The sequence below is a fragment of the Echinicola jeungdonensis genome (assembly GCF_030409905.1).
Classification (GTDB): domain Bacteria; phylum Bacteroidota; class Bacteroidia; order Cytophagales; family Cyclobacteriaceae; genus Echinicola; species Echinicola jeungdonensis.
Genome location: NZ_JAUFQT010000001.1, coordinates 2921044 through 2945223, shown reverse-complemented (window position 1 = coordinate 2945223; position 24180 = coordinate 2921044). Strand labels below are relative to the sequence as shown.

20 protein-coding genes are annotated in these 24180 nt (G+C 38.6%); 10 read left to right on the top strand and 10 right to left on the bottom strand.

The window, feature by feature from the left end:
* The first annotated feature begins 9 nt into the window (after positions 1 to 9).
* Positions 10 to 1704 carry a 2-succinyl-5-enolpyruvyl-6-hydroxy-3-cyclohexene-1-carboxylic-acid synthase gene (menD, locus tag QWY93_RS12260; RefSeq protein WP_290248549.1) on the top strand — a complete coding sequence of 565 codons (1695 nt, stop codon included), beginning with the start codon at positions 10 to 12 and terminating at the stop codon, positions 1702 to 1704.
* Between the two features lie 37 nt (positions 1705 to 1741).
* Here menD and QWY93_RS12255 read toward each other — a convergent pair whose 3' ends face one another.
* Both QWY93_RS12255 and QWY93_RS12250 read right to left on the bottom strand, forming a co-directional pair.
* Entirely contained in the window at positions 1742 to 3034 is a 1293-nt protein-coding gene (locus tag QWY93_RS12255) for a serine hydrolase domain-containing protein (RefSeq protein WP_290248548.1), read from the bottom strand.
* Positions 3035 to 3142: 108 nt separating this feature from the next.
* A complete protein-coding gene (locus QWY93_RS12250; RefSeq protein WP_290248866.1) occupies positions 3143 to 3976 on the bottom strand; it encodes a 1,4-dihydroxy-2-naphthoyl-CoA synthase in 834 nt (277 codons plus the stop codon).
* A gap of 168 nt (positions 3977 to 4144) precedes the next feature.
* Between QWY93_RS12250 and QWY93_RS12245 the strand changes: the two genes are divergently transcribed.
* The 3 genes from QWY93_RS12245 (at position 4145) to QWY93_RS12235 (ending at position 7693) form a co-directional block, all read left to right on the top strand.
* On the top strand, positions 4145 to 5251 hold the full coding sequence (locus QWY93_RS12245; protein ID WP_290248547.1) for an AMP-binding protein: 1107 nt from the start codon (positions 4145 to 4147) through the stop codon (positions 5249 to 5251).
* Positions 5252 to 5346: 95 nt separating this feature from the next.
* Positions 5347 to 6672, top strand: a complete 1326-nt coding sequence (locus QWY93_RS12240; protein ID WP_290248546.1) for a cytochrome ubiquinol oxidase subunit I — start codon at positions 5347 to 5349, stop codon at positions 6670 to 6672.
* A gap of 4 nt (positions 6673 to 6676) precedes the next feature.
* Positions 6677 to 7693 (top strand): cytochrome d ubiquinol oxidase subunit II, encoded by a 1017-nt coding sequence (locus QWY93_RS12235; protein ID WP_290248545.1) that lies wholly within the window; start codon positions 6677 to 6679, stop codon positions 7691 to 7693.
* A 73-nt stretch (positions 7694 to 7766) separates the two neighbouring features.
* On the opposite strand, the gene QWY93_RS12230 is transcribed toward QWY93_RS12235, so the two are convergent.
* Complete coding sequence (locus tag QWY93_RS12230; RefSeq protein ID WP_290248544.1) at positions 7767 to 8285, bottom strand: gamma carbonic anhydrase family protein; 519 nt, start codon at positions 8283 to 8285, stop codon at positions 7767 to 7769.
* 136 nt (positions 8286 to 8421) lie between these two features.
* Between QWY93_RS12230 and QWY93_RS12225 the strand changes: the two genes are divergently transcribed.
* On the top strand, positions 8422 to 9144 hold the full coding sequence (locus QWY93_RS12225) for a YceI family protein (protein ID WP_290248543.1): 723 nt from the start codon (positions 8422 to 8424) through the stop codon (positions 9142 to 9144).
* 76 nt (positions 9145 to 9220) lie between these two features.
* Entirely contained in the window at positions 9221 to 10468 is a 1248-nt protein-coding gene (locus QWY93_RS12220; RefSeq protein ID WP_290248542.1) for an anthranilate synthase component I family protein, read from the top strand.
* 20 nt (positions 10469 to 10488) lie between these two features.
* On the opposite strand, the gene QWY93_RS12215 is transcribed toward QWY93_RS12220, so the two are convergent.
* The 6 genes from QWY93_RS12215 to QWY93_RS12190 form a co-directional block, all read right to left on the bottom strand.
* Positions 10489 to 12939, bottom strand: a complete 2451-nt coding sequence (locus QWY93_RS12215) for a GumC family protein (protein WP_290248541.1) — start codon at positions 12937 to 12939, stop codon at positions 10489 to 10491.
* 6 nt (positions 12940 to 12945) lie between these two features.
* Positions 12946 to 13752, bottom strand: a complete 807-nt coding sequence (locus tag QWY93_RS12210; protein ID WP_290248540.1) for a polysaccharide biosynthesis/export family protein — start codon at positions 13750 to 13752, stop codon at positions 12946 to 12948.
* Between the two features lie 189 nt (positions 13753 to 13941).
* Positions 13942 to 14997, bottom strand: coding sequence for a dTDP-glucose 4,6-dehydratase (gene rfbB, locus QWY93_RS12205; protein ID WP_290248538.1), 1056 nt, complete (start codon positions 14995 to 14997; stop codon positions 13942 to 13944).
* A 57-nt stretch (positions 14998 to 15054) separates the two neighbouring features.
* Positions 15055 to 16107, bottom strand: coding sequence for an NAD-dependent epimerase (locus QWY93_RS12200; RefSeq protein ID WP_290248537.1), 1053 nt, complete (start codon positions 16105 to 16107; stop codon positions 15055 to 15057).
* Between the two features lie 234 nt (positions 16108 to 16341).
* Positions 16342 to 17289 carry a PorP/SprF family type IX secretion system membrane protein gene (locus QWY93_RS12195; protein WP_290248536.1) on the bottom strand — a complete coding sequence of 316 codons (948 nt, stop codon included), beginning with the start codon at positions 17287 to 17289 and terminating at the stop codon, positions 16342 to 16344.
* A gap of 26 nt (positions 17290 to 17315) precedes the next feature.
* On the bottom strand, positions 17316 to 20405 hold the full coding sequence (locus QWY93_RS12190) for a T9SS type B sorting domain-containing protein (protein ID WP_290248535.1): 3090 nt from the start codon (positions 20403 to 20405) through the stop codon (positions 17316 to 17318).
* Positions 20406 to 20782: 377 nt separating this feature from the next.
* On the opposite strand from QWY93_RS12190, the gene pfkA reads away from it, so the two are divergent.
* Together pfkA and QWY93_RS12180 are read left to right on the top strand one after the other, a co-directional pair.
* Positions 20783 to 21757, top strand: a complete 975-nt coding sequence (gene pfkA / locus QWY93_RS12185) for a 6-phosphofructokinase (protein WP_290248534.1) — start codon at positions 20783 to 20785, stop codon at positions 21755 to 21757.
* A gap of 6 nt (positions 21758 to 21763) precedes the next feature.
* Positions 21764 to 22087 carry a hypothetical protein gene (locus QWY93_RS12180; RefSeq protein ID WP_290248533.1) on the top strand — a complete coding sequence of 108 codons (324 nt, stop codon included), beginning with the start codon at positions 21764 to 21766 and terminating at the stop codon, positions 22085 to 22087.
* Here the strand turns inward: QWY93_RS12180 and miaA are convergent.
* Entirely contained in the window at positions 22072 to 22986 is a 915-nt protein-coding gene (gene miaA, locus QWY93_RS12175; RefSeq protein ID WP_290248532.1) for a tRNA (adenosine(37)-N6)-dimethylallyltransferase MiaA, read from the bottom strand. The two genes, QWY93_RS12180 and miaA, sit on opposite strands and share 16 nt — an antisense overlap.
* Before the next feature lie 59 nt (positions 22987 to 23045).
* Here miaA and QWY93_RS12170 point away from each other — a divergent pair, with 59 nt between their 5' ends.
* Complete coding sequence (locus tag QWY93_RS12170; protein WP_290248531.1) at positions 23046 to 23786, top strand: response regulator; 741 nt, start codon at positions 23046 to 23048, stop codon at positions 23784 to 23786.
* A 7-nt stretch (positions 23787 to 23793) separates the two neighbouring features.
* Positions 23794 to 24177 (top strand): response regulator, encoded by a 384-nt coding sequence (locus tag QWY93_RS12165; RefSeq protein ID WP_290248530.1) that lies wholly within the window; start codon positions 23794 to 23796, stop codon positions 24175 to 24177.
* Positions 24178 to 24180: the final 3 nt, after the last annotated feature.

The following is a 24180-nucleotide window of genomic DNA, read 5'->3' as shown; positions in this document are numbered from 1 at the left end:
GGATATATTTTGACCTTACAACCTATCATTGATCTTGCCGCCATCTGCGCCAAAAAAGGCATCAAAAACGCCATTCTTTCCCCAGGATCCAGGTGTGCTCCAATTACCCTGGCTTTTGCCAGACACCCCGAAATGCACTGCAGAACCATTTCTGATGAAAGGTCTGCCGCATTCATCGCTTTGGGAATGGCCCAACAATTAAAAAAACCAGTGGTATTAGTCTGTACCTCTGGCACCGCTGCCCTCAATTACGCCCCTGCAATTGCAGAAGCTTACTTCCAACAAATCCCATTGCTGGTTGTTACTGCAGATAGGCCCAAAGAATGGATAGACCAATGGGATGGCCAAACCATCCGCCAGGAAAAATTATATGGTCAGCACATCAAAAAAGACTATGTTTTTCCTACCGGCTATTCCTTAAAAGACGAACAGTGGCATGCCCATCGGATAAGTAATGAAGCCATTAATGCTGCTATGGCCTTCCCACAGGGACCTGTCCATATCAACATTCCCCTCCGGGAACCTTTTTATCCAGAAAACGGGGAGGATTTTAATTATTCTAACAATATTAAATTGGTCCAAGAATTAAGGGGAACTACTTTGCTTCCTGAGGAAGGATTGATCAAAGTTAAAAATGCTTTGGATAAATTTCAGCGGATTTTGATCGTTCCGGGACAACAAAGCCCCAATGAAAATATTGGCAATTTATTAAATCAGCTTGCTAAGGACCAAAAAGCCGTGGTGGTTACTGACACCATTTGCAACCTCCAATCCAAGGAAACCATTAATTTTCATGATCAGTTTTTGCAGGTAGTTCCTGAGCTGGATTCCTTTAAGCCTGACCTTATTATTAGTTTTGGAAAATCTATAATATCTAAATCCCTCAAACAATTTCTAAGGAGTTCCAGTGCCTCCCATTGGCATATCCAACCTGAGGGCTATTTTCCAGACACTTATCAATCCCTGTCCTGTCAAATTCACACCCAGCCAGAATACTTCCTTCAGTTCCTGCTGGACAACTTGAAGGTTGCAGACCAATTATTTATAGAATCCTGGAAAGAAGCTAACTACCTAATGGGAAAAGCTTTGGAAAAGCACCTCTCCAATGCTCCTTTTGGGGAATGGAAAGCCATTTTCCAAGCCCTAAAACATATTCCGGCTCCTTCCAAAATGCATTTGGCAAATAGTATGGCTGTCCGTTATGTTAATTTTCTAGGGCCAAGAAAACAGGAAATTATTTGTAACAGGGGAACCAGTGGAATCGATGGATCCAATAGCATGGCGGTAGGATGTACCTTTACAACAAAAGAATTTGTCACCCTGATCACCGGGGACATGGCCTTTTTTTATGACCGAAATGCCTATTGGCACAATTATCCGGTTTCTAACCTTAGAGTAATTTTACTGAACAACCATGCAGGGGGAATTTTCAGGATCATTGATGGACCTTCCAAACAGCCAGAATTAGAAGAGTTTTTTGAAACGCAACAAGCTTTAAATGCAGAACACTTGGCCAAGGAATTTGGATTCAGGTATTATACTGCCCAAAATGAATCGGAGGTAGAAGAAGTAATGGAACAGTTTTACCATCCATCCATCCATCCAAAAATTCTTGAGATCAGTACAGATAGTAAAACCAATACCGGAATTCTAAAAACCATCAAGCGACAATTAAAGGAAGAGTTTATCCTTTTCCCAAAATAAAAAAAGCCTGCTGAACTTATCCAGCAGGCTTTTTTCATCAATCATCTATTGAAGCCCCGACCATTTGTTGGAATTTCCAACCCGTTGGGTCATCAACTGGCCCTTGGGTTTGTTTCATCAAAACCCCAATTACATTTTCCTCGGGATCGGCAAAATATTGGGTGTTGAAATAACCACCCCAGCTAAAGGTACCTTCGCTTCCCATTCCCCCACTAATTTCTCCTTTTTGGGTAACAACCCTGAAAGCCAGGCTAAAGAAATGGTCTTCTCCCCCAAATAGGTCACCCGTTTGATTTCCCAAAATTGAATTTACCGTTGTTCTGCTTAAAATTCTTTCCCCATTGAGTTCTCCCCCATTCAAGTACATTTGTAAAAAATTTGCATAATCCACTACAGTACTGCTTAGGCCTGCACCCCCTGAAAAAAAACTTTTTGCTCCTTTGACGGGATACTCTGGATCATAAAAGGTAATGGGAAAATGCTCCCAGGTACCCCCTACCTTATGCTGAATGGGTACCAGTCGGGATGCTTTTTTACCGGGAAGGTAAAACCAAGTATCTTTCATTTCCAAAGGCTCAAAAATTCTTTCCCTCAAAAACTCATCAAAAGGTTGACCAGAAATCACTTCCACAAAATATCCCAACACATCCAAACCTTCACTATAAGTGAATTTATCACCCGGATTATGATGCAAAGGAAGGCTTGCCAATTTTTTTACACTTTCACCAATGGTAATTTCTTTTGTAGTGAAAAGATCTGTCACTCCAGCTTTTTGGTAAATCATTTTCATCCTCTCATCACTATCTATCATTCCATACCCTAAGCCAGAAGTATGGGTCAACAAATGGCGGATAGTAATTTCCTGCGCTGCAGGGACAGTGGAATAGGTGGTATCCGAATAGTGGAAACTTTTTAACACCTTGGGATTTTTAAATTCCGGAATATATTTTGAAATGGGATCATCCAACCTGAATTTTCCCTCTTCCCAAAGCATCATGACTGCGGTGGATGTTATGGCTTTGGTCTGGGATGCGATCCTGAATATATCATCCTTTTTTAATTCCCTATTTAAGGAATTATCTGCCATACCAAATGCTTTGTGGTAAACAATTTTGCCATCTTTTGCTACAAGCGCCACCGCTCCTGGTATTTGATTATTATCTATTACCGATTCAAACATTTGGTCCAACCTGGCAAGCCTCTCAGAAGACATTCCCACACTTTCTGGGGAGCCTATTGTCAGATTTTTTGATTCTTGTAATGATGTGGTTTGGGCCTGAACGGCCAAAGTTAAAACTGAGAAAAATACAATTTGGAAAAATTTTTTCATGGTTAAATATGGATTTTTTAATTAAACATTAATATTTTTAAATAATACTTCCATTCCCAAGGGAGCAAAAAACAACCTGCACTTTCCAATAAATGCAGGTTGAACTATTTATGGTATCCATTTTATATCTTTAAAATTAGGTTTTCTCTTTTCAAGAAAGGCGTTCCTTCCCTCTTTTGCTTCCTCAGTCATATAAGCCAGCCGGGTAGCTTCTCCTGCAAAAACCTGCTGCCCCACCATGCCATCATCGGTGAGGTTAAATGCAAATTTCAGCATTTTGATAGAAGTAGGTGATTTTTCCAAAACTTCCTGAGCCCATTGATAGGCTGTTTCCTCCAATTCCTTATGTGGAACTACCGCATTGACCATCCCCATTTCATAGGCTTCTTGTGCCGAATAATTTCTTCCAAGGAAAAATATTTCTCTCGCCTTTTTTTGCCCTACCATTTTGGCCAGATAGGCTGACCCATACCCCCCATCAAAACTGGTAACATCAGCATCGGTTTGTTTAAAAATAGCATGTTCCTTACTTGCCAATGTCAAATCACAAACAACATGGAGACTATGTCCTCCACCAACAGCCCAACCAGGGACAACCGCGATAACTACTTTGGGCATAAAACGGATAAGTCGCTGCACTTCCAGGATATTTAAACGGTGCATTCCATCATCACCTACATATCCTTGTTGTCCTCTGGCTTTTTGATCCCCCCCGCTACAAAAGGAATAAACTCCATCTTTTGGAGAAGGTCCTTCTGCTGAAAGCAACACCACCCCAATAGAGGTGTCTTCCCTTGCATCCAAAAATGCATCATATAATTCACTGGTGGTTTTCGGTCTGAAGGCATTCCTCACTTCTGGCCTGTTAAAAGCAATCCTGGCTACTCCATTACATTTTTTATAAGTGATGTCCTCATATTCTTTAACAACTTTCCATTCCATATTCCAGATGATTTTATTATAATTCCAATTACTCTGCAAGATAATAGCCTTGGGGTTATTTCTCATGGATGCTTTTGAAATTTTATAGAATCATACCCTTTCGGAAATCCAATTCAATTTTTTTTTATTGACAAAAAAATGTACTTTGCCACAAACCCTAGCTTAATCATGAGCCATGTCATTATAGGACCGCATCTGATCACCTTTGACCAGATAAGGATTGGTCAGTGGCCAGAAATGGCCCAATACTTTAAAAATTCCCTGAAATTTTGCCAAGACTGGTTAAATGGCCAGGAGTCTTTCTCAATAAATACTTCCGGATCCACCGGGAAGCCCAAAACCATCCAAGTTTCAAGGAAACAAATGATCCTTAGCGCAGAGGCCACAAGGCGTTTTTTCCAAATCCAAAATGGAGATCGGCTTTTATGTTGTCTCCATACTGATCTGGTGGCTGGCAAAATGATGTTGGTCAGGAGTATGGTTTGGAATTGTCCAATACATATTGAAACACCTAATTCCAAACCCTTAAAAGAATTCCCATCCTGTTTCCCCTTGGATTTTGTCGCCATGGTCCCCTATCAAGTGGAAAATACACTTCTTGACCCAAATAGCCTGAAAGCATTCAAAAACATCAAAAACCTGATTATTGGTGGGGCCCCTATATCTGCTACTCTGCAAAAGAAAATTTCCCAATGGCCGGTAAATTTATACCAAACTTACGGAATGACAGAAACTGTTTCCCATATTGCTTTGGCCAAAATCAACGGTGATGGTAATTTAGTGTACAAATCATTACCGGGGGTTTCCATTTCTACAACTGAAACTCATCAATTGGTCATAAAAGCCCCGATGGCTTCCCAAGACACCCTCACTACCAATGATCTGGCTGAAATGGTATCTGAGAATGAATTTATTTGGAAGGGTCGGGCAGATTTTACAGTTAATTCCGGAGGAATAAAAATTCAACCTGAATTATTGGAGTCAAAAATCCAAGGGGCCATGTCTCAGTTTTTTCCTGATTCCCGCTATTTCTTTGGGGGATTACCTCATGATTTGTTTGGGGAGCAACTTGTATTGGTTATCGAGATGAAGAATCAAGACCATATGCCTTCAGTTGATTTCTCAGATTCCCTAAAATCCAGTCTGGATAAATTTGAAAACCCAAAAAAAATACATTTCATAGAAAATTTTGCTGAAACCCAATCTGGCAAAATCAACAGAAAGGAAACTTTAGATAAACTTTATCAATCCATAAATACAGGAAAAATGCCCTAATCTTGAGTATCAATTAAAAATTCCCACACAGAACATTAGGACAACCCATCATTTAATTAAACCGTAAATTCAGGAAAATAAATAGATTTCCACCTATGGATGATTTATTGGCCGCAAGGTCCCAAATGGCGCTTTCTCTGGGTTTTCACATCATTTTTGCTTGCATCGGAATGATCATGCCATTCTTGATGGCCATTTCCCATTATAAATATTTAAAAACAGGCCTTCAAAAATACAAGTTACTGACTAAAGCCTGGAGCAAAGGGGTGGCCATATTTTTTGTAACCGGGGCTGTCTCCGGTACGATGCTTTCTTTTGAATTAGGATTATTATGGCCAAAGTTTATGGAACATGCAGGTCCCATCTTTGGCATGCCATTTTCCTTGGAAGGAACGGCATTTTTTATTGAAGCCATCGCTTTAGGATTTTTCTTATATGGATGGGAAAAGTTTCATCCCTGGTTCCATTGGTTTACGGGGGTAGTGGTGGGCCTTAGTGGCTTGGCTTCTGGAATATTGGTGGTGGCAGCCAATGCCTGGATGAACGCTCCTGCAGGTTTTGATTTTGTCAATGGAGAATATCTAAATATCAACCCTATGGCAGCCATGTTCAATGAAACTTGGTTTACTCAGGCCTTGCATATGATTTTGGCAGCTTTTGTGGCCACTTGCTTTGCAGTGGCAGGGATTCACGCTTTTTTGATATTGAGAGGTAAATCAGTAGAAATTCATAAAAGCGCATTAAAAATTGCCTTAACCATTGGGGCCTTTGCTGCCATTTTACAACCCATAAGTGGGGATTTATCTGCCAAAGATGTTGCCCAAAGGCAACCCGCCAAACTTGCCGCGATGGAAGCGCATTTCCGAACCGAAAAAGCCGCCCCACTGATTATTGGTGGAATACCTGATGAGAGCGAACGCGAGGTAAAATATGCCCTTAAAATTCCTGGTGCTCTTAGTTTTCTGGCCCATGGTGATTTTCAGGCTGAAGTTACCGGACTGGATCAAATTCCTAATGAGGAACATCCTCCAGTTTTGGTTACTCATATTGCCTTTCAAATAATGGTGGCTTGTGGTGGAGTTTTAATGTTGGCAGGAATAGCCTGGTTATTTGGTTTATGGAAATCAAAAGCATTTATCTACCACAAAAAATTTTTAAAGTTCTTAATCTTTCTGACCCCTTTGGGTTTTCTTGCTGTGGAAGCAGGGTGGGTGGTTACGGAGGTGGGAAGACAACCCTGGATTCTTTATGGGATTATGAAAACCAAAGATGCACTAACACCCATGCCGGGATTAGTTTACTCATTTAGCCTTTATGCTATAATTTACATATCATTGGCCGTAATTGTCAGCACCTTATTGATACGGCAAATCAAATCTTTGGAAACAGATCAAGATCTTTCCCTACCGCAAAATCAATAAGCTAATGACCGATGTTGTAATTGCCTTTTTATACCTTTCTATTCTGTTTTACCTGCTTTTGGGAGGAGCTGATTTTGGTGCAGGTATCATCGAGTTATTTACTGGTGGATCGAATAAGGAAAGAACAAGATTATTGACCTATCAAGCTATTGGACCAATTTGGGAAGCCAACCATATGTGGTTGATCATAGCCATTGTTATCCTTTTTGTAGGGTTCCCCACCATATATACTACGGTATCCATTTATTTACATATTCCATTGTCCCTGTTGTTAATTGGGATCATTGCTAGAGGAACAGCCTTTATTTTTAGGCATTATGATGCTGTAAATGACCATTTTCAAAAAGTTTACAATTTCATTTTTGTTTATTCGTCCTTCCTTACGCCTTTATTTTTGGGCATTTTGGCAGGAACTGTAATTTCTGGAAGTATAGATCCCCAGGCAACAGATTTTATTGCTGCATATATCAAACCATGGTTGGATTGGTTCCCAATGAGTGTGGGAGTATTCACGGTATGTATTTGTGGGTATTTAGCAGCAGTATATTTGACAGGAGATGCAAGCTCCCCAAATGATCGGGCCCTTTTTAGAAAAAAAGCGATTCAAATGAATTTGCTTACCGTCCTAGCGGGTGGCTTGGTTTTCCTAACTGCAGAACTTGAAGGGATCCCTTTAGTAGACAACCTTTCCAAACATACCATAAATTGGATTGCCTTGGCTACTGCTACCCTTTCACTTCCCCTTTTGTGGCGGTCATTACAAAAAAACTATCATTACCTTGCAAGGGTTCTTTCCGGACTGCAGGTAAGCATGATTTTATTTGCGCTAACATATAGCCAGCATCCGAATTTTATTATCATGAAGGATAGGGCTTTAAGTTTACAAAATGCCGCGGCGGGAAATAGCACAATGCAGGGATTGGGCATTGCCTTGTTAGCGGGAAGCTTGCTTATTTTACCTTCTCTATTTTATCTGATTTATAGCTTTCAAAAAAGGCCATTTAATATTGGGAAAAAGTAGGTATTACCCCTTGATTACACTGGAGGAATCCTCCTCTAGAGTGTTAAAAAAATTAATAAAGTAAAAAGACCACTTACTCCTCTTCTTCGTACCAGGAGGCATACATGGGATAGTTACGGGCCGTTCTTTCTATTACCTCTTTCATTCCATCTCCTGTATCCTTGACTTTTTTGGCAGGGGTGCCTGCATAAATGCTATTGGCCTCAACCACCGTCCCAGCCAATACCACTGCACCTGCCGCTATAACCGCTCCACTTTGAACAACAGCATGATCCATAATAATGGCCCCCATTCCCACCAAAACATCATCATGAATGGTGCAACCGTGTACTACGGCATTATGGGCAATGGAAACCCGGTTTCCAATATAGGTACCCGCCTTTTGGTAGGTACAATGAATTATGGCCCCATCCTGAATATTGGTCTGATTCCCAATTCTAATTTCATGAACATCCCCTCGAACTACAGCATTAAACCAAACAGTACAATCTTCCCCCATGATAATATCCCCTACCAGGGTGGCATTGTCCGCTACCCAACTATTTTTCCCCAATTGGGGCAATTTTCCCTTTACTTTCTTGATGTAGGCCATTTTTTGATGCTTATGAAAATTCCGTCAGAAAAATTTTAAAATCAAATCTAATTTTTTTTGAACCGAAATTGAACCTTTTTTATTAATTTTAAATTTACATGTATATACATCAAATTAAAACTTTAATTCAAAAACAATGCAATTCATTAAAACAACCGCTTTAATCTTATCCAGTGCACTTATGGTTTTTGCATGTGGACAAAAAGGAAAAACCGTTGAAACCTCTGAAGCACAAGATGTTGCTAAGGCAGAAGGAAAAACAATTTCCATTGATCCTGAATCCAGTAAAGTTTCCTGGACAGGTTATAAACCAACAGGAAAACATATTGGAGCTATTCCTATTACCAACGGAGAAATCAGTTTCAATGGGGATGAAATAACAAGTGGAAAGTTTGAGTTTAACATTAAAGAACTAAAAATAGAAGATATAGAAGAGGGTACCGAAAATTACGGAAAGCTTTATGGCCACCTTCAATCTCCTGATTTCTTTGATGCAGCCAATCACCCCAAGGCCTCATTTGAAGTAACTTCAGTTGAACCTTTCCAATCTGCAGGAAAGGTGGATGATAAAAATGAGTATGAGTCTGATTATACTCCTAACACCCTAAGTGAACAAATGGTTGAAAATCCTACTCACTGGATCAGTGGTAACCTTACCCTGAGAGGCACCTCTAAAAACATTAAATTTCCTGCCAATGTAAAATTAAATGACGGTTCCCTAACCGCTAAGGCTGGATTTAATATTGACAGAACCGATTGGGGATTATCTTATGGTGATGAAAGCTCTGTTGCTGACAAAGCTAAAGACAAATTCATCTATAACACCGTAAACGTTAGCTTTGAAATCCAAGCTGATTAAACAACGATTTTAAATATCTAAAAGAGGAATCAAAAGATGATTCCTCTTTTTTTTTGCATTCTGTTAACTTTGGGCCATGAACAAAAATAGGGAGACCAAGCATTTTTCTACTGATCGAAATTGGATCAATCAATTACTACAATGGGCAAACTACCATTATCCATATCTGGCTTACTTTAATCCAAATGATCTTGATTATCCCTTTCAGGGCTTTTCCCATATATTTTTAGCAGGAACAAAAAAACTGACATGGGATGAAATTGGAAATAATACTGGAGAAAAAGCAGGGATCCTTGCTTATGACCTTAAGAATTATTTTGAAAAACTAACCTGCCAAAATAAACCTATTGTCGATACCCCTGATTGTATATTTTTTGAACCTGACCTAAAAATTATATTTGAAGGTAAAAAAATCACTATTCATCACCCTAAACCAAACTTTATCTATGACACGGTCAGGGCCCAGGAAATCCAATCATTCCCCATTAATCCAAAATCAATAATTCCTGCAACTTCAAAGGAGGATTATATTAGGAACGTTCAGCATATTCAGGATAACATCCGGGAGGGAGATATTTATGAAATGAATTACTGTATGGCTTTTTCCGTTGATTTTGATGCAATGGATCCGGTATCAACCTATTTTGACCTTTCTAAAAAGTCCCCCATGCCCTTCAGCAGTTTTTTCAAGGCCCAAGATCAATATTTGATTGGAGCATCCCCGGAAAGGTTTCTCAAAAAAACGGGAAATCAACTGATAGCCCAGCCTATAAAAGGTACAATTAAAAGGGGCAAAACTCCAGAGGAAGACTCCCAATTACAATCTCAATTAAAGAACAGTGAGAAAGAAAAGGCGGAAAACCTGATGATAGTGGACTTAATGAGAAATGATCTTGCCCGAATTTCTGAGGTGGGGTCAGTTAAGGTGGAAGAGCTATTTGGGGTATATGGATTTAAACAGGTTTCCCAACTAATCAGCACGGTATCATCCACTCTTCCAAAAGAATTGGGATTTCATGAGATTATTGCCAAAACTTTCCCCATGGGCAGCATGACCGGAGCTCCAAAGATCAAATGTATGGAGTTAATTGAGAATTATGAAAACTTCAAAAGAGGATGGTTTTCCGGGGCAATTGGATTCATTGATGAGAAAGGAGATTTTGATCTCAGTGTAATTATCCGGAGCCTGGTTGTAGACCTAAAGGAAAAACGAATGTTTTTTGCTGTTGGCAGCGCCATCACACACGATGCGGATCCAGAATATGAATATCAGGAGTGCCTTTTAAAAGCAAAGGCGATCATGGAAATTTTGGATGGTCATTAAGCCTTAAAACCAGAAAAGATTTAAGCCCTGAATTTTGACAACAATTTACTAAACCAACCATTGGAACTGGTTTTCAAGTCATCTTCATAGTAATTTCCAGTATATTTATTTTTCCTGATATAGGAATAATTATACCCATATCCATAATTGTATCCCCCAAAATCATAGATATCGCCACCCGCTTTCAATCCATTAAATACACAGTAAAAATTCCTGATCTGATCATTGGCATACAAGTCATTGATCATCAATAAATACTTCTTGTGAGTATAATCCTGTCTTACAATGTAGAGATTAATATCTGAGAACCTCAATAAATCCATTGTCTCAGATACAAGAGCCAAGGGAGGGGTATCCATTATTACCACATCAAACTTATTCTCCAGATCGTTGATAAGGGTTTCCATTTTTTCCTTCAGCAATAACTCTGAAGGGTTTGGTGGTACAGGCCCAGAAGGAACAAAATATAAATTGTCATATTTTGTAGCATGGACAATATCATCTATTTCGGCTTTATTGACCAAATAAGAAGAAAGCCCTTTTCTATTACTTACCCCCACATAACGAGCAATTCGCGGTTTTCTAAGGTCCATTCCCAATATGCATACCTTTTTTCCGCTTAAGGACATTGCAGATGCCAAATTTAAACTTACAAAGGTTTTTCCTTCGCCTGAAACACTGGAAGTGACCAAGATTCTTTTACACCTCTTTTCACTAGCTATATAGAACAAGGCTGACCTGAGAGAACGGAATGACTCTGATACTATGGCTTTAGGAAATTCTGCTACAAGCATATTGGTCCCTTTATCACTATAACCGATTGTACCTAACAAGGGAATTCGGATCGAATTTTTTAACTGCACTTGGTCCATTATTCTATTATTCAAATAATGGTAAAGTAAAAGCAAACCCAAGGGAATAAAAAAGCCCAAACCAACTGCCATCCCATAATTTTGGGATTTTTTTGGAAAGATAAGACTTCCTCTTCGGGCATAATCTACTACTGAATTATCCGACACATTGGAGGCTTTAGCGATCCCCGCTTCGGCTCTTTTTTCCAGCAGGTAATTGTACAAGTTTTCTCTCAACTTATACTCTCTGTAAATATTGGTATAACTGGATTCTGCCTGAGGCAACTTGGAAAACTCCTTATCATACTGGGTTAACTTCTGCCTGGCTTCTGCTTTCTTTACTTCTGTATTATGGACTAGGTTTTTAATATTTTCAAAAATATTTTCTTTCAACCTCTCCATTTGTTCCTCGAGCTTTTTGACATCCGGATGGTTTTCCTTAACTACAGAAAGAATTTTTCTTCTTTCCATAGAAATTTCTATTAATTTTTGAGTAAGGCCATTTAATAAGCCATCCGAAATCCCCATCATACTCGGCGCCAAAATCTCTCCATAATCCGAAGACTTTTGACTGAGGTAATTTTTCAGGGATTTGTAATAACTTAATTGAAAATCCAATTCCTGAATATGACTCTCCAAAGAATGGATCTTACTAAGAACATCCCCAAACTCAGAATCCACACTTAAAAGTTTGTTAGACACCTTGAAATTAAGCATCCGGTTTTCAACAGCCCTTAAGGAATCCTCCACTATATACATCTGATCCTCAATAAACTTCAAGGTATTTTCAGACATTTGGTTCTTTTCCTTCAGATCATATGCGATATAGGAATCCATCAAGGCGTTGACATAATCCCTTCCTTTTTCAACCACCGAAGTAGTCATACTAACCTGCAGAACCGACCCATAATTATTTTGGGGCCTCACCGAAATGGCATTGGAATACCTGTCAACGAGGGAAGTGGGGTTGTGGATCATAAAAGATAATTTATCCCCAGGCTTCATGTTTTTCACTTTCTCTATGGAAAATTTTGATTGCTGGGATTGTATTACTTCCCCAAACCGGTAAGTTTTATTTATTATTGACTGATCAACGGGACGGCTTGCTTTGGCAGAAAAATAGTCAAACAGGGATTTTTCCTCCTTGGTTAGTACAAATTCATCCTCAGAGATTAAGATTAATTGGATCAAACCATTTTCAGATTGGATATGGTCCCAATCCACATTAACCTTAATGGGTGATTTATCATATAACTCCACCTCTTTGATATTAGTGGACGCAAAATAACTGACATCGAAATGCAATTTATCCAAAGCTTCAGAGGCCAGGTTTTTGGATGTAAAAAGTAAAATATCATTTTCCAGATTATTCATCCCGGAGAAAATATTGGAACGGTCAAGAATCCGAACTTCAGGAGAAGCATTTCTTTTTATTAGTATACTTCCCCTTACTTCATATCGCTCTACTGAGTATCGGTGGAAAAGGAAAACTGCCGTTAACCCAATCAAAATACAAATCAAATAAAACGGCCAATAACGGGAATACTTGATCAGGTAATACTTGATGTCAATTGGCTTAACCTCCTCCTCAAATTTCGAAATATCTTTTTGATCAATCATACCTGCCTAATTTTGGATTAAAGCCAAAAGAAATAATATAGAGCCAATAAATCCCAATCCTAATTGCAGAGAGGATGAAACATTATTAGCATTACCTACCTGCCTTATTTTCATTGGTTTCAAATAAAGGATATCGTTGGGCTGAATAAAAAAGTAAGGGGATGCCAATAAAGCCCGGTCATTTAAATTGATCTGGTGTATTTTCACCCCTCCGTCATATTGACGAATCAAATACAATTCATTCTTCTTGGCCAGGATATTACTTTCCCCAGACATGGCCAAAGCATCAAAAATTGTTGCCCTGTTTTTTAAGATTACTTTTGTTCCGGAGCTTCCAAACTCTCCCAAGGTTGTAAACCTTATCCCTCCGGTCCTAAGGCGGACAAAAACTTTTTCTTTAAAATACTCATTAATTTTCCTTTCAACCTTTATCCTAGCATCCTCCTCAGTCAACCCTGCAACTTTTATCAATCCCAATTTTGGAATCCTAACCATCCCATCCTTATCAATGGAATATCCTGTAAAATAAAACATATCCCCTGATCCGGATCCTCCGCCTCCTCCCCCTCTGGCACTTCTAGAACCCTGATATTCAAAAACCTTGGTCAACTCTTCATTCGAAGAAGCAAAATCGATGTCTATAATATCAAATGGTTGTAGGACATACTCATAATCCACCTCGGCATAGGGAACAAACTCATTTAACTCTATAGGGTCATTTCCTGGGAGGTTTTGTAAATAATTGATTCGCTTATTGCTAATACAAGACACCAATAATATTGGCAGTATCAAGCCCCAAAAACTTCGCTTCATCCTTTAAAGGTTGGTAATTATCTTACTCAAATATACTTAAATAAATAAGTTTTGGAAATGGACTTAAATTTATTTGAGGAGCTCAAATTTAAACCTTCCAACAACCCCTTTGAGGAAAAGTAAAAAAGAGTATTTGAATGGCAAAATATCAATTACTGAGATCTTTTCTCCCCTTTAATCCCCCCAAATTTATTCTGGGGATTGATAATGGGCAGCATAATATTCCTTATAATTGCCGGAGGTTACATTTTCCAACCATTGCTGATTTTTCAGGTACCAGTCAATGGTTTTTTCAATTCCCTCTTCAAACTGCAAAGATGGCCTCCAGCCCAATTCCTCTTGAAGTTTGGTAGCATCAATTGCATACCTCAGGTCGTGGCCAGCCCGGTCTTTAACAAATTTTATCAACTGAGCAGAACTTCCCGGCTCCTTACCAAGCTTTTTGTCCATTATATTACAAATGAGTTTTACAATATCAATATTCTTCCACTCATTCCAGCCACCAATATTATAGGTCTCTCCTCTTTTCCCTTTGTGAAATATTAAATCTATAGCCTGAGCATGATCCTCCACATATAGCCAATCCCTGACATTTTCTCCTTTCCCATAGATGGGTAAGGCTCTCTCATGTTGAATGTTGTTGATACAAAGGGGAATTAACTTCTCAGGGAATTGATTGGGCCCGTAATTATTGGAGCAGTTGCTTATTACGGTATTTATTTTAAAAGTATTGGCGTAAGCCCTTACAAAATGATCTGATGAGGCTTTGGAAGCTGAATATGGAGATTTGGGGTCATAAGCGGTGGTTTCCATAAAGTACCCATCTTTCCCCAAAGATCCATAGACCTCATCTGTAGAAACATGGTAAAACAAATGGCTGTCCAGCTCCTTCCAATATGTTTTTGCTGCATTGAGAAGATTTACTGTGCCTAATACATTGGTCTTCACAAAGGCCAAAGGATCTGAAATGGACCGATCCACATGCGATTCTGCCGCCAAATGAATTACATCCGTAATAGAAAAATCATGGAACACCTTTTTCAATCCTTCCTCATCAAGTAAATTGACCTTAGAGAAATAGTAATTGGGTTCATTTTCTACCAATTGGAGGTTTTCCAAATTACCTGCATAGGTCAGGCAATCCAGGTTTACAATATTGTAATAAGGATATTTTTTTACAAATAATTGAACCACATGGCTTCCAATAAAACCGGCGCCACCGGTTATCAAAATTGTTTTTTTCATGATTTATTTTAGACTTTTGGCGACACGGAGGTTTCACCTAAGCAAAATGAATTCCAACTAAATTTTATAATATTCCCTAAACCATTCCACAAAAGCATTTATCCCTTGTTGAATCGGAGTATTTGGCCTGTAACCGACATCTTCGAAAAGGTCCTCAACATCGGCATGAGAAGCGGCCACATCCCCTGGTTGCATAGGGAGCATATCCAATTCCGCTTCTTTCCCGGTTGCTTTCTCAATAGCTTTGATAAAATCCATTAATAAAACAGATTGGGAATTCCCAATATTGTATACTTTATACGGAGCATTGGAAGAAGTCGCTAATTCCTTTCCTATTTTTTGTTCTTTTATCCCTTTGGGGGGTAAGTGCGCAACTTTCAAAACACCATTTACAATATCATCAATATAGGTAAAGTCCCTTTTCATTTTGCCATAATTAAAAACCTTGATAGGTTTTCCTTTTAATATTGCATCGGTAAAAAGAAAAAGGGCCATATCAGGTCTTCCCCAAGGGCCATATACGGTAAAAAAACGTAAGCCCGTAGAAGGAATTCCATAAAGGTAGCTATAGGTATGGGCCATCAATTCATTAGCTTTTTTTGAAGCGGCATATAAACTTACCGGATGGTCCACATTGTCCTGAGTTGAAAAAGGCATCTTGGTATTAGCGCCGTAGACCGAACTTGATGAAGCATAAACCAAATGCTTCACGGGATGATGCCTACATGCCTCCAAAACATTTAAAAAGCCACTTATATTGGCATCAATGTAGGCTTTGGGATTGGTAATGGAATACCTTACACCGGCCTGAGCTGCCATGTGTAAAACCACCTCAAACTTTTCCTTTTTAAATAACTCCTTGAGCCTTTCTTCGTCCTCCAGTTTTATTTGGATGAATTTAAAGTCTTTGAATTTTTCCGACTTTATTTCTTGATAAGGCTTAATTTGGGATTGGCAAATTCCCAATCCGGAAAGCCTGGAATATTTTAACTGCACATCATAATAATTATTGATGCTGTCTATCCCCACTACGGATTCCCCTTTTTCCAGAAGTTGCTTTATCAAACTATATCCAATAAAGCCTGCTGCTCCAGTAACTAAAAATTTCATATTTATTTTATCCGATTATGCAATCATGGATTTAATTTTGGGGTGATTTAAACCGAAATCCAGAATTGTGATATAAGAAATAACTTGGCCTTAGGAAAAAAAAGGCTTGTTGAATATAAGTATTCTTTTAATGCACAAATATATATTTTTTATTTTTTTCAGTGCATGCCTCCTAAGGCCAAGTTAAATTTTTAAGTCAAATCAGGCTTCATTAAAAAAGTTAATCGTATTTAATTACCAGATTCCAAAAATGCCTTTTTCATAATCCTCAAACAATTGGACAGATGCCATAAACTCATGAGTACTTCCCCTCATTCTGGCACCACTAGTAGTTGCTATTTCAAATACATATCCAACCCTGAATCTATCCTTGGATACACCAGCCAGGAGATGGGTAGAATTATTCCACCTATGCCCAGCCCCAACCCAAAACTGGTCCATCAATAAAGCCTTCAAATTAAACTCAAAGTCATTAGGCACGCCCACTTGGGTCCGGTAAAGGGCATTCCCAATCAAGCCCCATTTTTCACTTATTGATCTACGGTAACCTGCTTGAAAATTTGAAATACTAGGTCTTTCTGAAATCATTGGATCCCCACTTGAAATTTTGCCTTTGCTAACATTTTGCATGGAATAGGCAAAATAATATTTCTTGTGGGTCAAGGCCATTCCGATATTGAAATCAAAAATTGTCATCTCTGCAAAGCCTCCCAAATATTTATTAAGTGTGGGATCATCCGATTGTTCAGGGGTTAGGGAACTTCCATCCATATTCAAAGAGGTAAAATTAAGTCCCATCCCCATTCTGACATGGTGCTTATTTGAAATGGGTAAGCGGTTCCCATAATTAAGCAATACCCCGGTTTCATTGAAAGGGCCTTGTTGATCATGCATAATATTGAGTCCAATGGAATTTCGTCCCAAATTATCGGGAAATCCACTTCCAGGTAATTCATCAAAATCAATTTCTCCATTTAGGAACATTGTTTTGGGAGCACCATCAAAACCACCCCATTGGTTTCTAATGATTCCATTGACCGAGCTACCCCCGTACCCAACAAGACTGGGATTAAAGTAACTTGGAAAAAAACTAAACTGGGTTATGTATTTTCTACTTTGCCCAAAAACAGGCAATGAAGACATCAAAAATGCCAATAGAAAAATAGGAATATATTTATTCATCTTTTTAGGAATTTAAGCCAAACAAATTAATTACGTAATAAAGTCAACACTCCACGTCTTCTTTCTCCCGATTCTGCAATTTCAATTGCATAAAAGTAGCTCCCTTCAGGTACATCCCTTCCATTAAATTTACCATCCCAACGAACCATTGGGTCTGTTGAAGAAAACAGAAGGCGTCCACTTTTCTCAAAAACCATAATTTTAACTCCGGAATAATGATTCAGGGTTTTCACTCCCCATTCATCATTGATACCGTCATTATTGGGACTGAAAACATTTGGAATTTCCATCTCCTCCAAACCAGGTTTGGTACGGTGGATGACAAATACAGCCGTTACCGAGTTTCCTTCCACATCTGTACTAGTAACCTTAATATTAAATTCCTCCTTATTGGGTAGAATCTCGGAAGTGTTCCAGTAAAGGTTATCCCCGGAAATTTTAAAATACTGATTATCCTCACCTTCCCCATGGAACATATAAGTATGCTCATCATCCATTGGATCCTGAGTAGTAAATTCTCCAACCAAATCATTTACCTCGGATTCTACTGAAATGAAGTAATTGCTTAATGAAATATATTCTGGTGGTAATTTATCTCCCACTAAAATTGAAATTGTTGGCCCAATATTTTCGGGATTTAAATAGCCCTCTGGTAATTCCAAAGTTCCTGTATTTTGATATGCACCCGGGTCCTTAGGCTCAAATTCCTGAGGTTCCCATAGAACTTGAACCGTCATAGGTTCACCAGATGTTAAAGATATTTCCATTTCTTCAGGTAGGTCCAAATCCTCCCAAGGAGTCCCCCAATCAACTGAAATCAGTTCTGGGTCAGTCACCTCTGCAACCACATTACTTTTGATCACTACAGTGGTGGAACTTTCAACCTCATTTCCGGAGGCATCGGTAGCAATAAAGGAAATTGTATGGGGTTCATTATATCCTGAAAGTAGTGTTCCTGGTTCAGGAGTTTGTTTGAATTCTTGTACCGAACAGTTGTCAGTTGCTTCCATGTCAGCCAAGAAATCAGGCACTTCATATTCTCCAGATATTCCACCGAAAACCTCCATCTCCTCAGGGGTTCCGCTTATACCAGGAGCAATATTATCTTCAACAGTTAATACAAAATCATGCGATGTGGAATTTCCATCAGGATCCGTTACTGTCAACGTTAATGAGTTATCCCCTAAATCATTACATCCAAAACTAGACCGGTCCAATTCAAACTCCAACTGTTCTAAAGAGTAACAAACACTAGAAACCTCATTGTAAACGGCTTTAGGACTTAATTCAGCAGCACCTTCTTCATTCAAGGCTATGGTAACATTTTGGACTCCAAATGTAGGGGCATTAGTGTTTTGTACGGTTACCACCGCTGTATTGGTCCCTTCATTCCCCGCTTCATCTACTGCTTTCAACTCCACTTCCTGATCCCCTTTGTCCTCACAATTAAAACTTTCCTTGTTGATGGAATAAGTCAATGCTTCAGGTTCGCTTACATTGTCGGAGGTTCCATTATTGATTTGAGAGGACATCAAACTTACTGTCCCTTCTGGTGAAAGGTCTAGAGTAATATTCTGGGTGATTACTTCTGGTGCTGTCAAGTCCAATTCTAAATTAAAGGGAGCACTTTGCTCACTTTCATTACAATTTTTGTCCGTTGCAGTGGCGGTTAATGAATACTTGCCTTCCTCCAACTCAAGGCTGCTTAAATCCATCTCCCATTGACCATTTTCATCCGCTTCAACGGTCCCTACCTGGTCGCCATCAACAAACACCTTAATCATTGATTTAGGGTTTGACTCCCCTACCAAGGTTATTTCATTGGTATTGGAAAGTCCATCATTATCCAGACTCCCTGTATCAGGATTTACTCCTCCCAAGGTTGGAGCTGGGGGGGCTTCAGTATCAATCAGAATACCTGCAGTTGTTGGGATTTCCGAATTGGAAAAGGCACTATCAACAAAGGCATTTCCAACCCCATCCTGAATAATGGTCCCATTCAAAACCAAGGAATTGATCACCGGACCATCTAAATCCCGATCTCCTGGTTGAACTTTATATTGAAAAACCAAAACTTCATTATTACTTTTTTCTGGATTATATAAAGCCTCAACAACTCCAGATTCAAAAGCAATTTGCAACACCAAACTTTCCCCGGTAATTGAAACTTCCTCATTCATTTTCAACCCAAAAACCAAAGAATCCCCTTCACATAAACCATATTCTCTCATTTCAGGAAGGTCAATTTGAGCCACATAGGGATTAATCCCGTCCAAAAGTATTCCTTCCAGGGATGGGAAGGAATTAATGGATAAGTCCGCATTCTCTTCATTAGCATCTCTAATTGTGCTTTCTCCTAATATAAATTCAGGAACCTCTACCTCAGCTCCAATATAAAAATCACCTTCATTTACGGTATATTGAAAAACTAACTGATTGCTTCCAGAACCTGACTTATAATCAAACAATGCTTCATCTCCATCCAAATTAAACAGTAATTGAGGAATACCATTTTCCACAAAAACCGGCTGATTAAACTCTAGAGAAATTTCAATCTGATCCCCTGTTTTAAAGGACCCTTCCTCTGGAACCTCAATATTTAAAATGACCGCAGTAACATTTTTAACTTTTACAATTTTGGATTTGGTTACGCTTTCAGTTCCTTCCAAATCATAAATTGTAAAATCAACCAATCGGTCAGAATTATCTGGAAAATCCGAAAGATTATTGTACTTAAATTGTCTAAAAATCTGTTGGTAAAGGTCAAATCCTGCTTCGCCAATAATCTCAATTTGCCCGGTTGTAAAACTATAAGTAAGGTCCAACCCATTCTCATCAGCTAAATTGATGATTTCCGGACTAATATTGATAAATTCATTTCCACCATCTGGCCTGTTGGTCAACCTTATTTTAGCTCTTGAAGCCACTTCCGAATCCTCATCAGTTACCACTATTTCTGAGTCAATACTTACAGGTCCCTTTCCTACTTCAAAGGTGGAAATCTTTGTTGAAAGGGTAATTGCGGGAGGAAGCCCTGGTTCCTGAAAATCTGGGAAAGAAAATAATTTGGTATAAAGGAAAATCCCAATAATACTAAACAGTAAACTTTTTTTCATATCGAACACAAATCAAATTGTTAAATAATAATTAATTCCAAACAAATACACATTGAAAATACAACTAACAAAATTCGCTATCATTTTTACCAAAAAACAGCAAAACAATTCATAAACATAATATATTTACTAAAAATATAAAGGAAATTAAAAAACGCAAATGATTTTACACCCATAAAACATATTTAAATTTTATTTTTGGTTAGTTTTGTTACTGAAAAATTGGAAAAAAAGCAAAACAAAGAACAAAAAACGCCGTTGGAATATATTCAATCGAATTTGAAAGAAAAACAGGGTGTTTAAAATGATTTTCTGTAAAAATTAATTTTCCATTCATTAATCACTATTTTTAGCCCGCGAAAAAACCTATTGAACTAATGAAAAAAATTGCAGTACTAACTTCAGGAGGAGATGCTCCAGGAATGAACGCTTGTCTTAGGGCAGTTGTCAGAACAGGTATTTACCATGGACTTGAGGTATATGGTATTATGTACGGTTATGATGGCATGATCAAAGGAGAAATTCATAAAATGGAATCCCATTCCGTTAGTAACATTGTACAGCGGGGCGGAACCATTTTAAAATCTGCCAGAAGTAATGAATTCCGGACCAAGGAGGGCAGACAAAAAGCCTATGAACAAATAAAAAAGCACGGCATTGAAGGCCTGGTAGCCATAGGAGGTGACGGTACTTTTACCGGAGCCAAAATTTTCTTTGAGGAATTCGGTATTCCTACCATCGGTTGCCCGGGTACTATTGATAATGATATTTACGGAACTGATTATACGATCGGTTTTGATACAGCTATCAATACAGCTTTGGAAGCTATTGATAAAATCCGGGACACTGCAGCAGCCCATGACAGAATCTTCTTTATCGAGGTAATGGGAAGAGACAGTGGATACATTGCGGTAGAATGTGGCATTGGGGGTGGTGCTGAAATGGTCATGGTGCCTGAGACCAAAACCACCTTGAATGAAGTGGTAGAAAAACTGAAAGGTTTGAGAAAAAGCAAAACCTCAAGTGTGGTAGTTGTAGCAGAAGGGGATGAAGAAGGAAGTGCCGCTGAAATCATGGAAAAGGTTAAGAATACCATTAAAGATGACACCAAGGATTTCAAAGTAACCACCTTAGGCCATATTCAAAGAGGAGGAAGTCCAACAGGAAAAGATAGAATGTTGGCCAGTAGATGTGGAATGGCTGCAGTGGATGGTTTATTGTCTGGTGAAGCCAACTGCATGGCTGGAATTATCCACGACGAGATTGTTTACACCAAGTTTGAGGATTGCATCTCCAAAAACAAACCCCTAAACGAGGACACTCTTAAACTAATTGAAATCCTAAGTATTTAATTGAAAATGGGATTTGTTCCAATATTTCTCACCCTTGGAGGATTTGTGTTGCTCTTTGTGATGGTGGTCCATATCAGCATCAAGAATAAAAAGGAGCAATTTTTATTGGCTTATAAGCAATTAGCAGAATTGCTTCATAAGCCACTCCCTCCTTCGGGGCTTTCCAGTAGAAACTTGAATGAATTGGAAGAATCTGCTTCTGCGGCCCCATCTTCCTCCATCAAAAAGCAACTGGGAACTGCCAAAATTTTACGCCACCGGTACCAGGAATTAATAAAAGAAAAGCCCTATAATCTAATCGCCAAAATCATGGGTCATACTTCCATTTGATCTTCAACAAAAGAGGCTATCTGGTCGATTTGCTGTGGATGGAACCAGTGCATATTTTCATCCCTTCTAAACCAGGTCATTTGCCTTTTTGCATATCTCCGGGAATTCCTTTTCAAAAGTCTAATAGCCTCTTCCCTGTCATAATTACCTTCCAAGTATCCAAAAATCTCTGAATACCCCACTGTTTGAAGGGCATTTAGGTGTTTAAAGGGAAACAATCTTTCAGCTTCCTCAAAAAGGCCCGCTTTGATCATTTCCTCCATCCTCCAATTGATCCGCTCATACAATTCAGCTCTGTCCCTTTCCAAACCAACTTTTATTATCTTAAATGGCCTATTTGCCTTTTTCTTTTTTCTATAAATACTAAAAGGCTTACCAGTTCCCATGGTCACCTCACAACCACGAATCAGCCGCTGAGGGTTGTTTTTGTCCACTTGAGCATAATAATCCGGATCCAATTGTGACAATTTCTTTTGGATAGCCTCAATCCCCATTTCCTCATACAGCTGATTAAGATATTTCCTGATTTCTGGGTCAATTGACGGAATATCATCAAAACCTTCACAAACCGCATCAAAATATAAGCCGGAACCACCGGTCATAATGATTAAATCATGTTCCTGAAAAAGTTGGTCCAAAAGATGGAGGGCCTCCTTTTCAAAATCCCGTACATCATAATGATCATGAATTGACAGTTGGTTAATAAAATAATGAGGGACAAGTCCCAATTCCTCCTGGGAGGGTTTAGCTGTCCCCAGTTCCATTTCTCTAAAAAACTGCCTACTGTCAGATGAAATAATTACAGTATTAAATTTTTTCGCTAGATTTATGCATAAAGCTGTTTTTCCCACCGCTGTTGGGCCAGCAATAACCAGTAAATATTTATTTTTTTGTACCAAAGTAAAAGGTATTCTGTCAAAACTATTCGGCAAAGCCCAAAAATAGGAATTATTAGGCCATGATAAACAAAAAGGTATTAATTGTGGATGACAACGACCTCAACAGGAAAGTTTTTGAAAATATCATCCGCCACAATTACCAGTTTGATTCAGCAGAAAATGGAAAGGAGGCAATCAATAAAATAAAAAAAAGCTCATTTGACCTTATCCTTATGGATATCCAAATGCCAGAAATGGACGGAATCACTGCCCTCAAGGTAATTAAGGAGGAAAAGTTAACCGACTCCCCCATTATTGCAGTTTCTGCTTATTCCCACCAAAATGACAGGGAATACTTCTTGGCCACAGGCTTTGATGATTTTATCCCCAAGCCGGTCAAACCTAAAGAACTCCTTAACTGTATTTATCACCAATTCCGCAATCACGAAAACATTCAGAACCAACCTGAAGAACTTGATGAAAATTTTATTTTGGACGAAAAAGTCCTCAACCAGTTAAAAAAATATAATTCCAGAGAAAACATTTCCACCGTATATGAAGATTTTATAAAAGAAGCTCAAGACTTAACTGATGAGATCAAATTGCTGATCGAAAGAAAACAGTTTCTTGATATTGGCCAAAAACTTCATATATTAAAGGGAAATGCAGGTACACTGGGAGCAATGCGTTTATTTTTCCATGCTTCCCACTTCGAATCCAAAATAAAAGCAGCAAAGTTTGAAGAAATTTTAGAGGATTATATAACATTGCAAAAGCAAATAAATACTTTCAGGGATTTCCTTAATAATACAATCATTTGAATAAATCATGAGTGATACGAAAAAAGTACTGGTTGCCGAAGATAGTTCTGTCATCATCAATTTGACCAAAAACGTTTTGATGTTTGAAAACTTTCAGATTACAGCTGTTAAAAATGGCAAACAAGTATTGGATAAACTCCAAAAGGAAGATTTTGACCTTATCCTGATGGATATCAATATGCCAGTAATGAATGGGATCGAATGCACCAAAGCCATCCGGGCCCTCAAGGACAGCGAAAAGGCAAAAATCCCTATTGTCGCAATCACAGGAAATTACCAGAATTTCACCATGGATGAATTTAAACAGGCTGGGCTTGATGATTATCTTCAAAAGCCATTAGATTATGATCTCTTGCTAAGCACGGTAAAAAAACACATGCCCCAATCATAAATT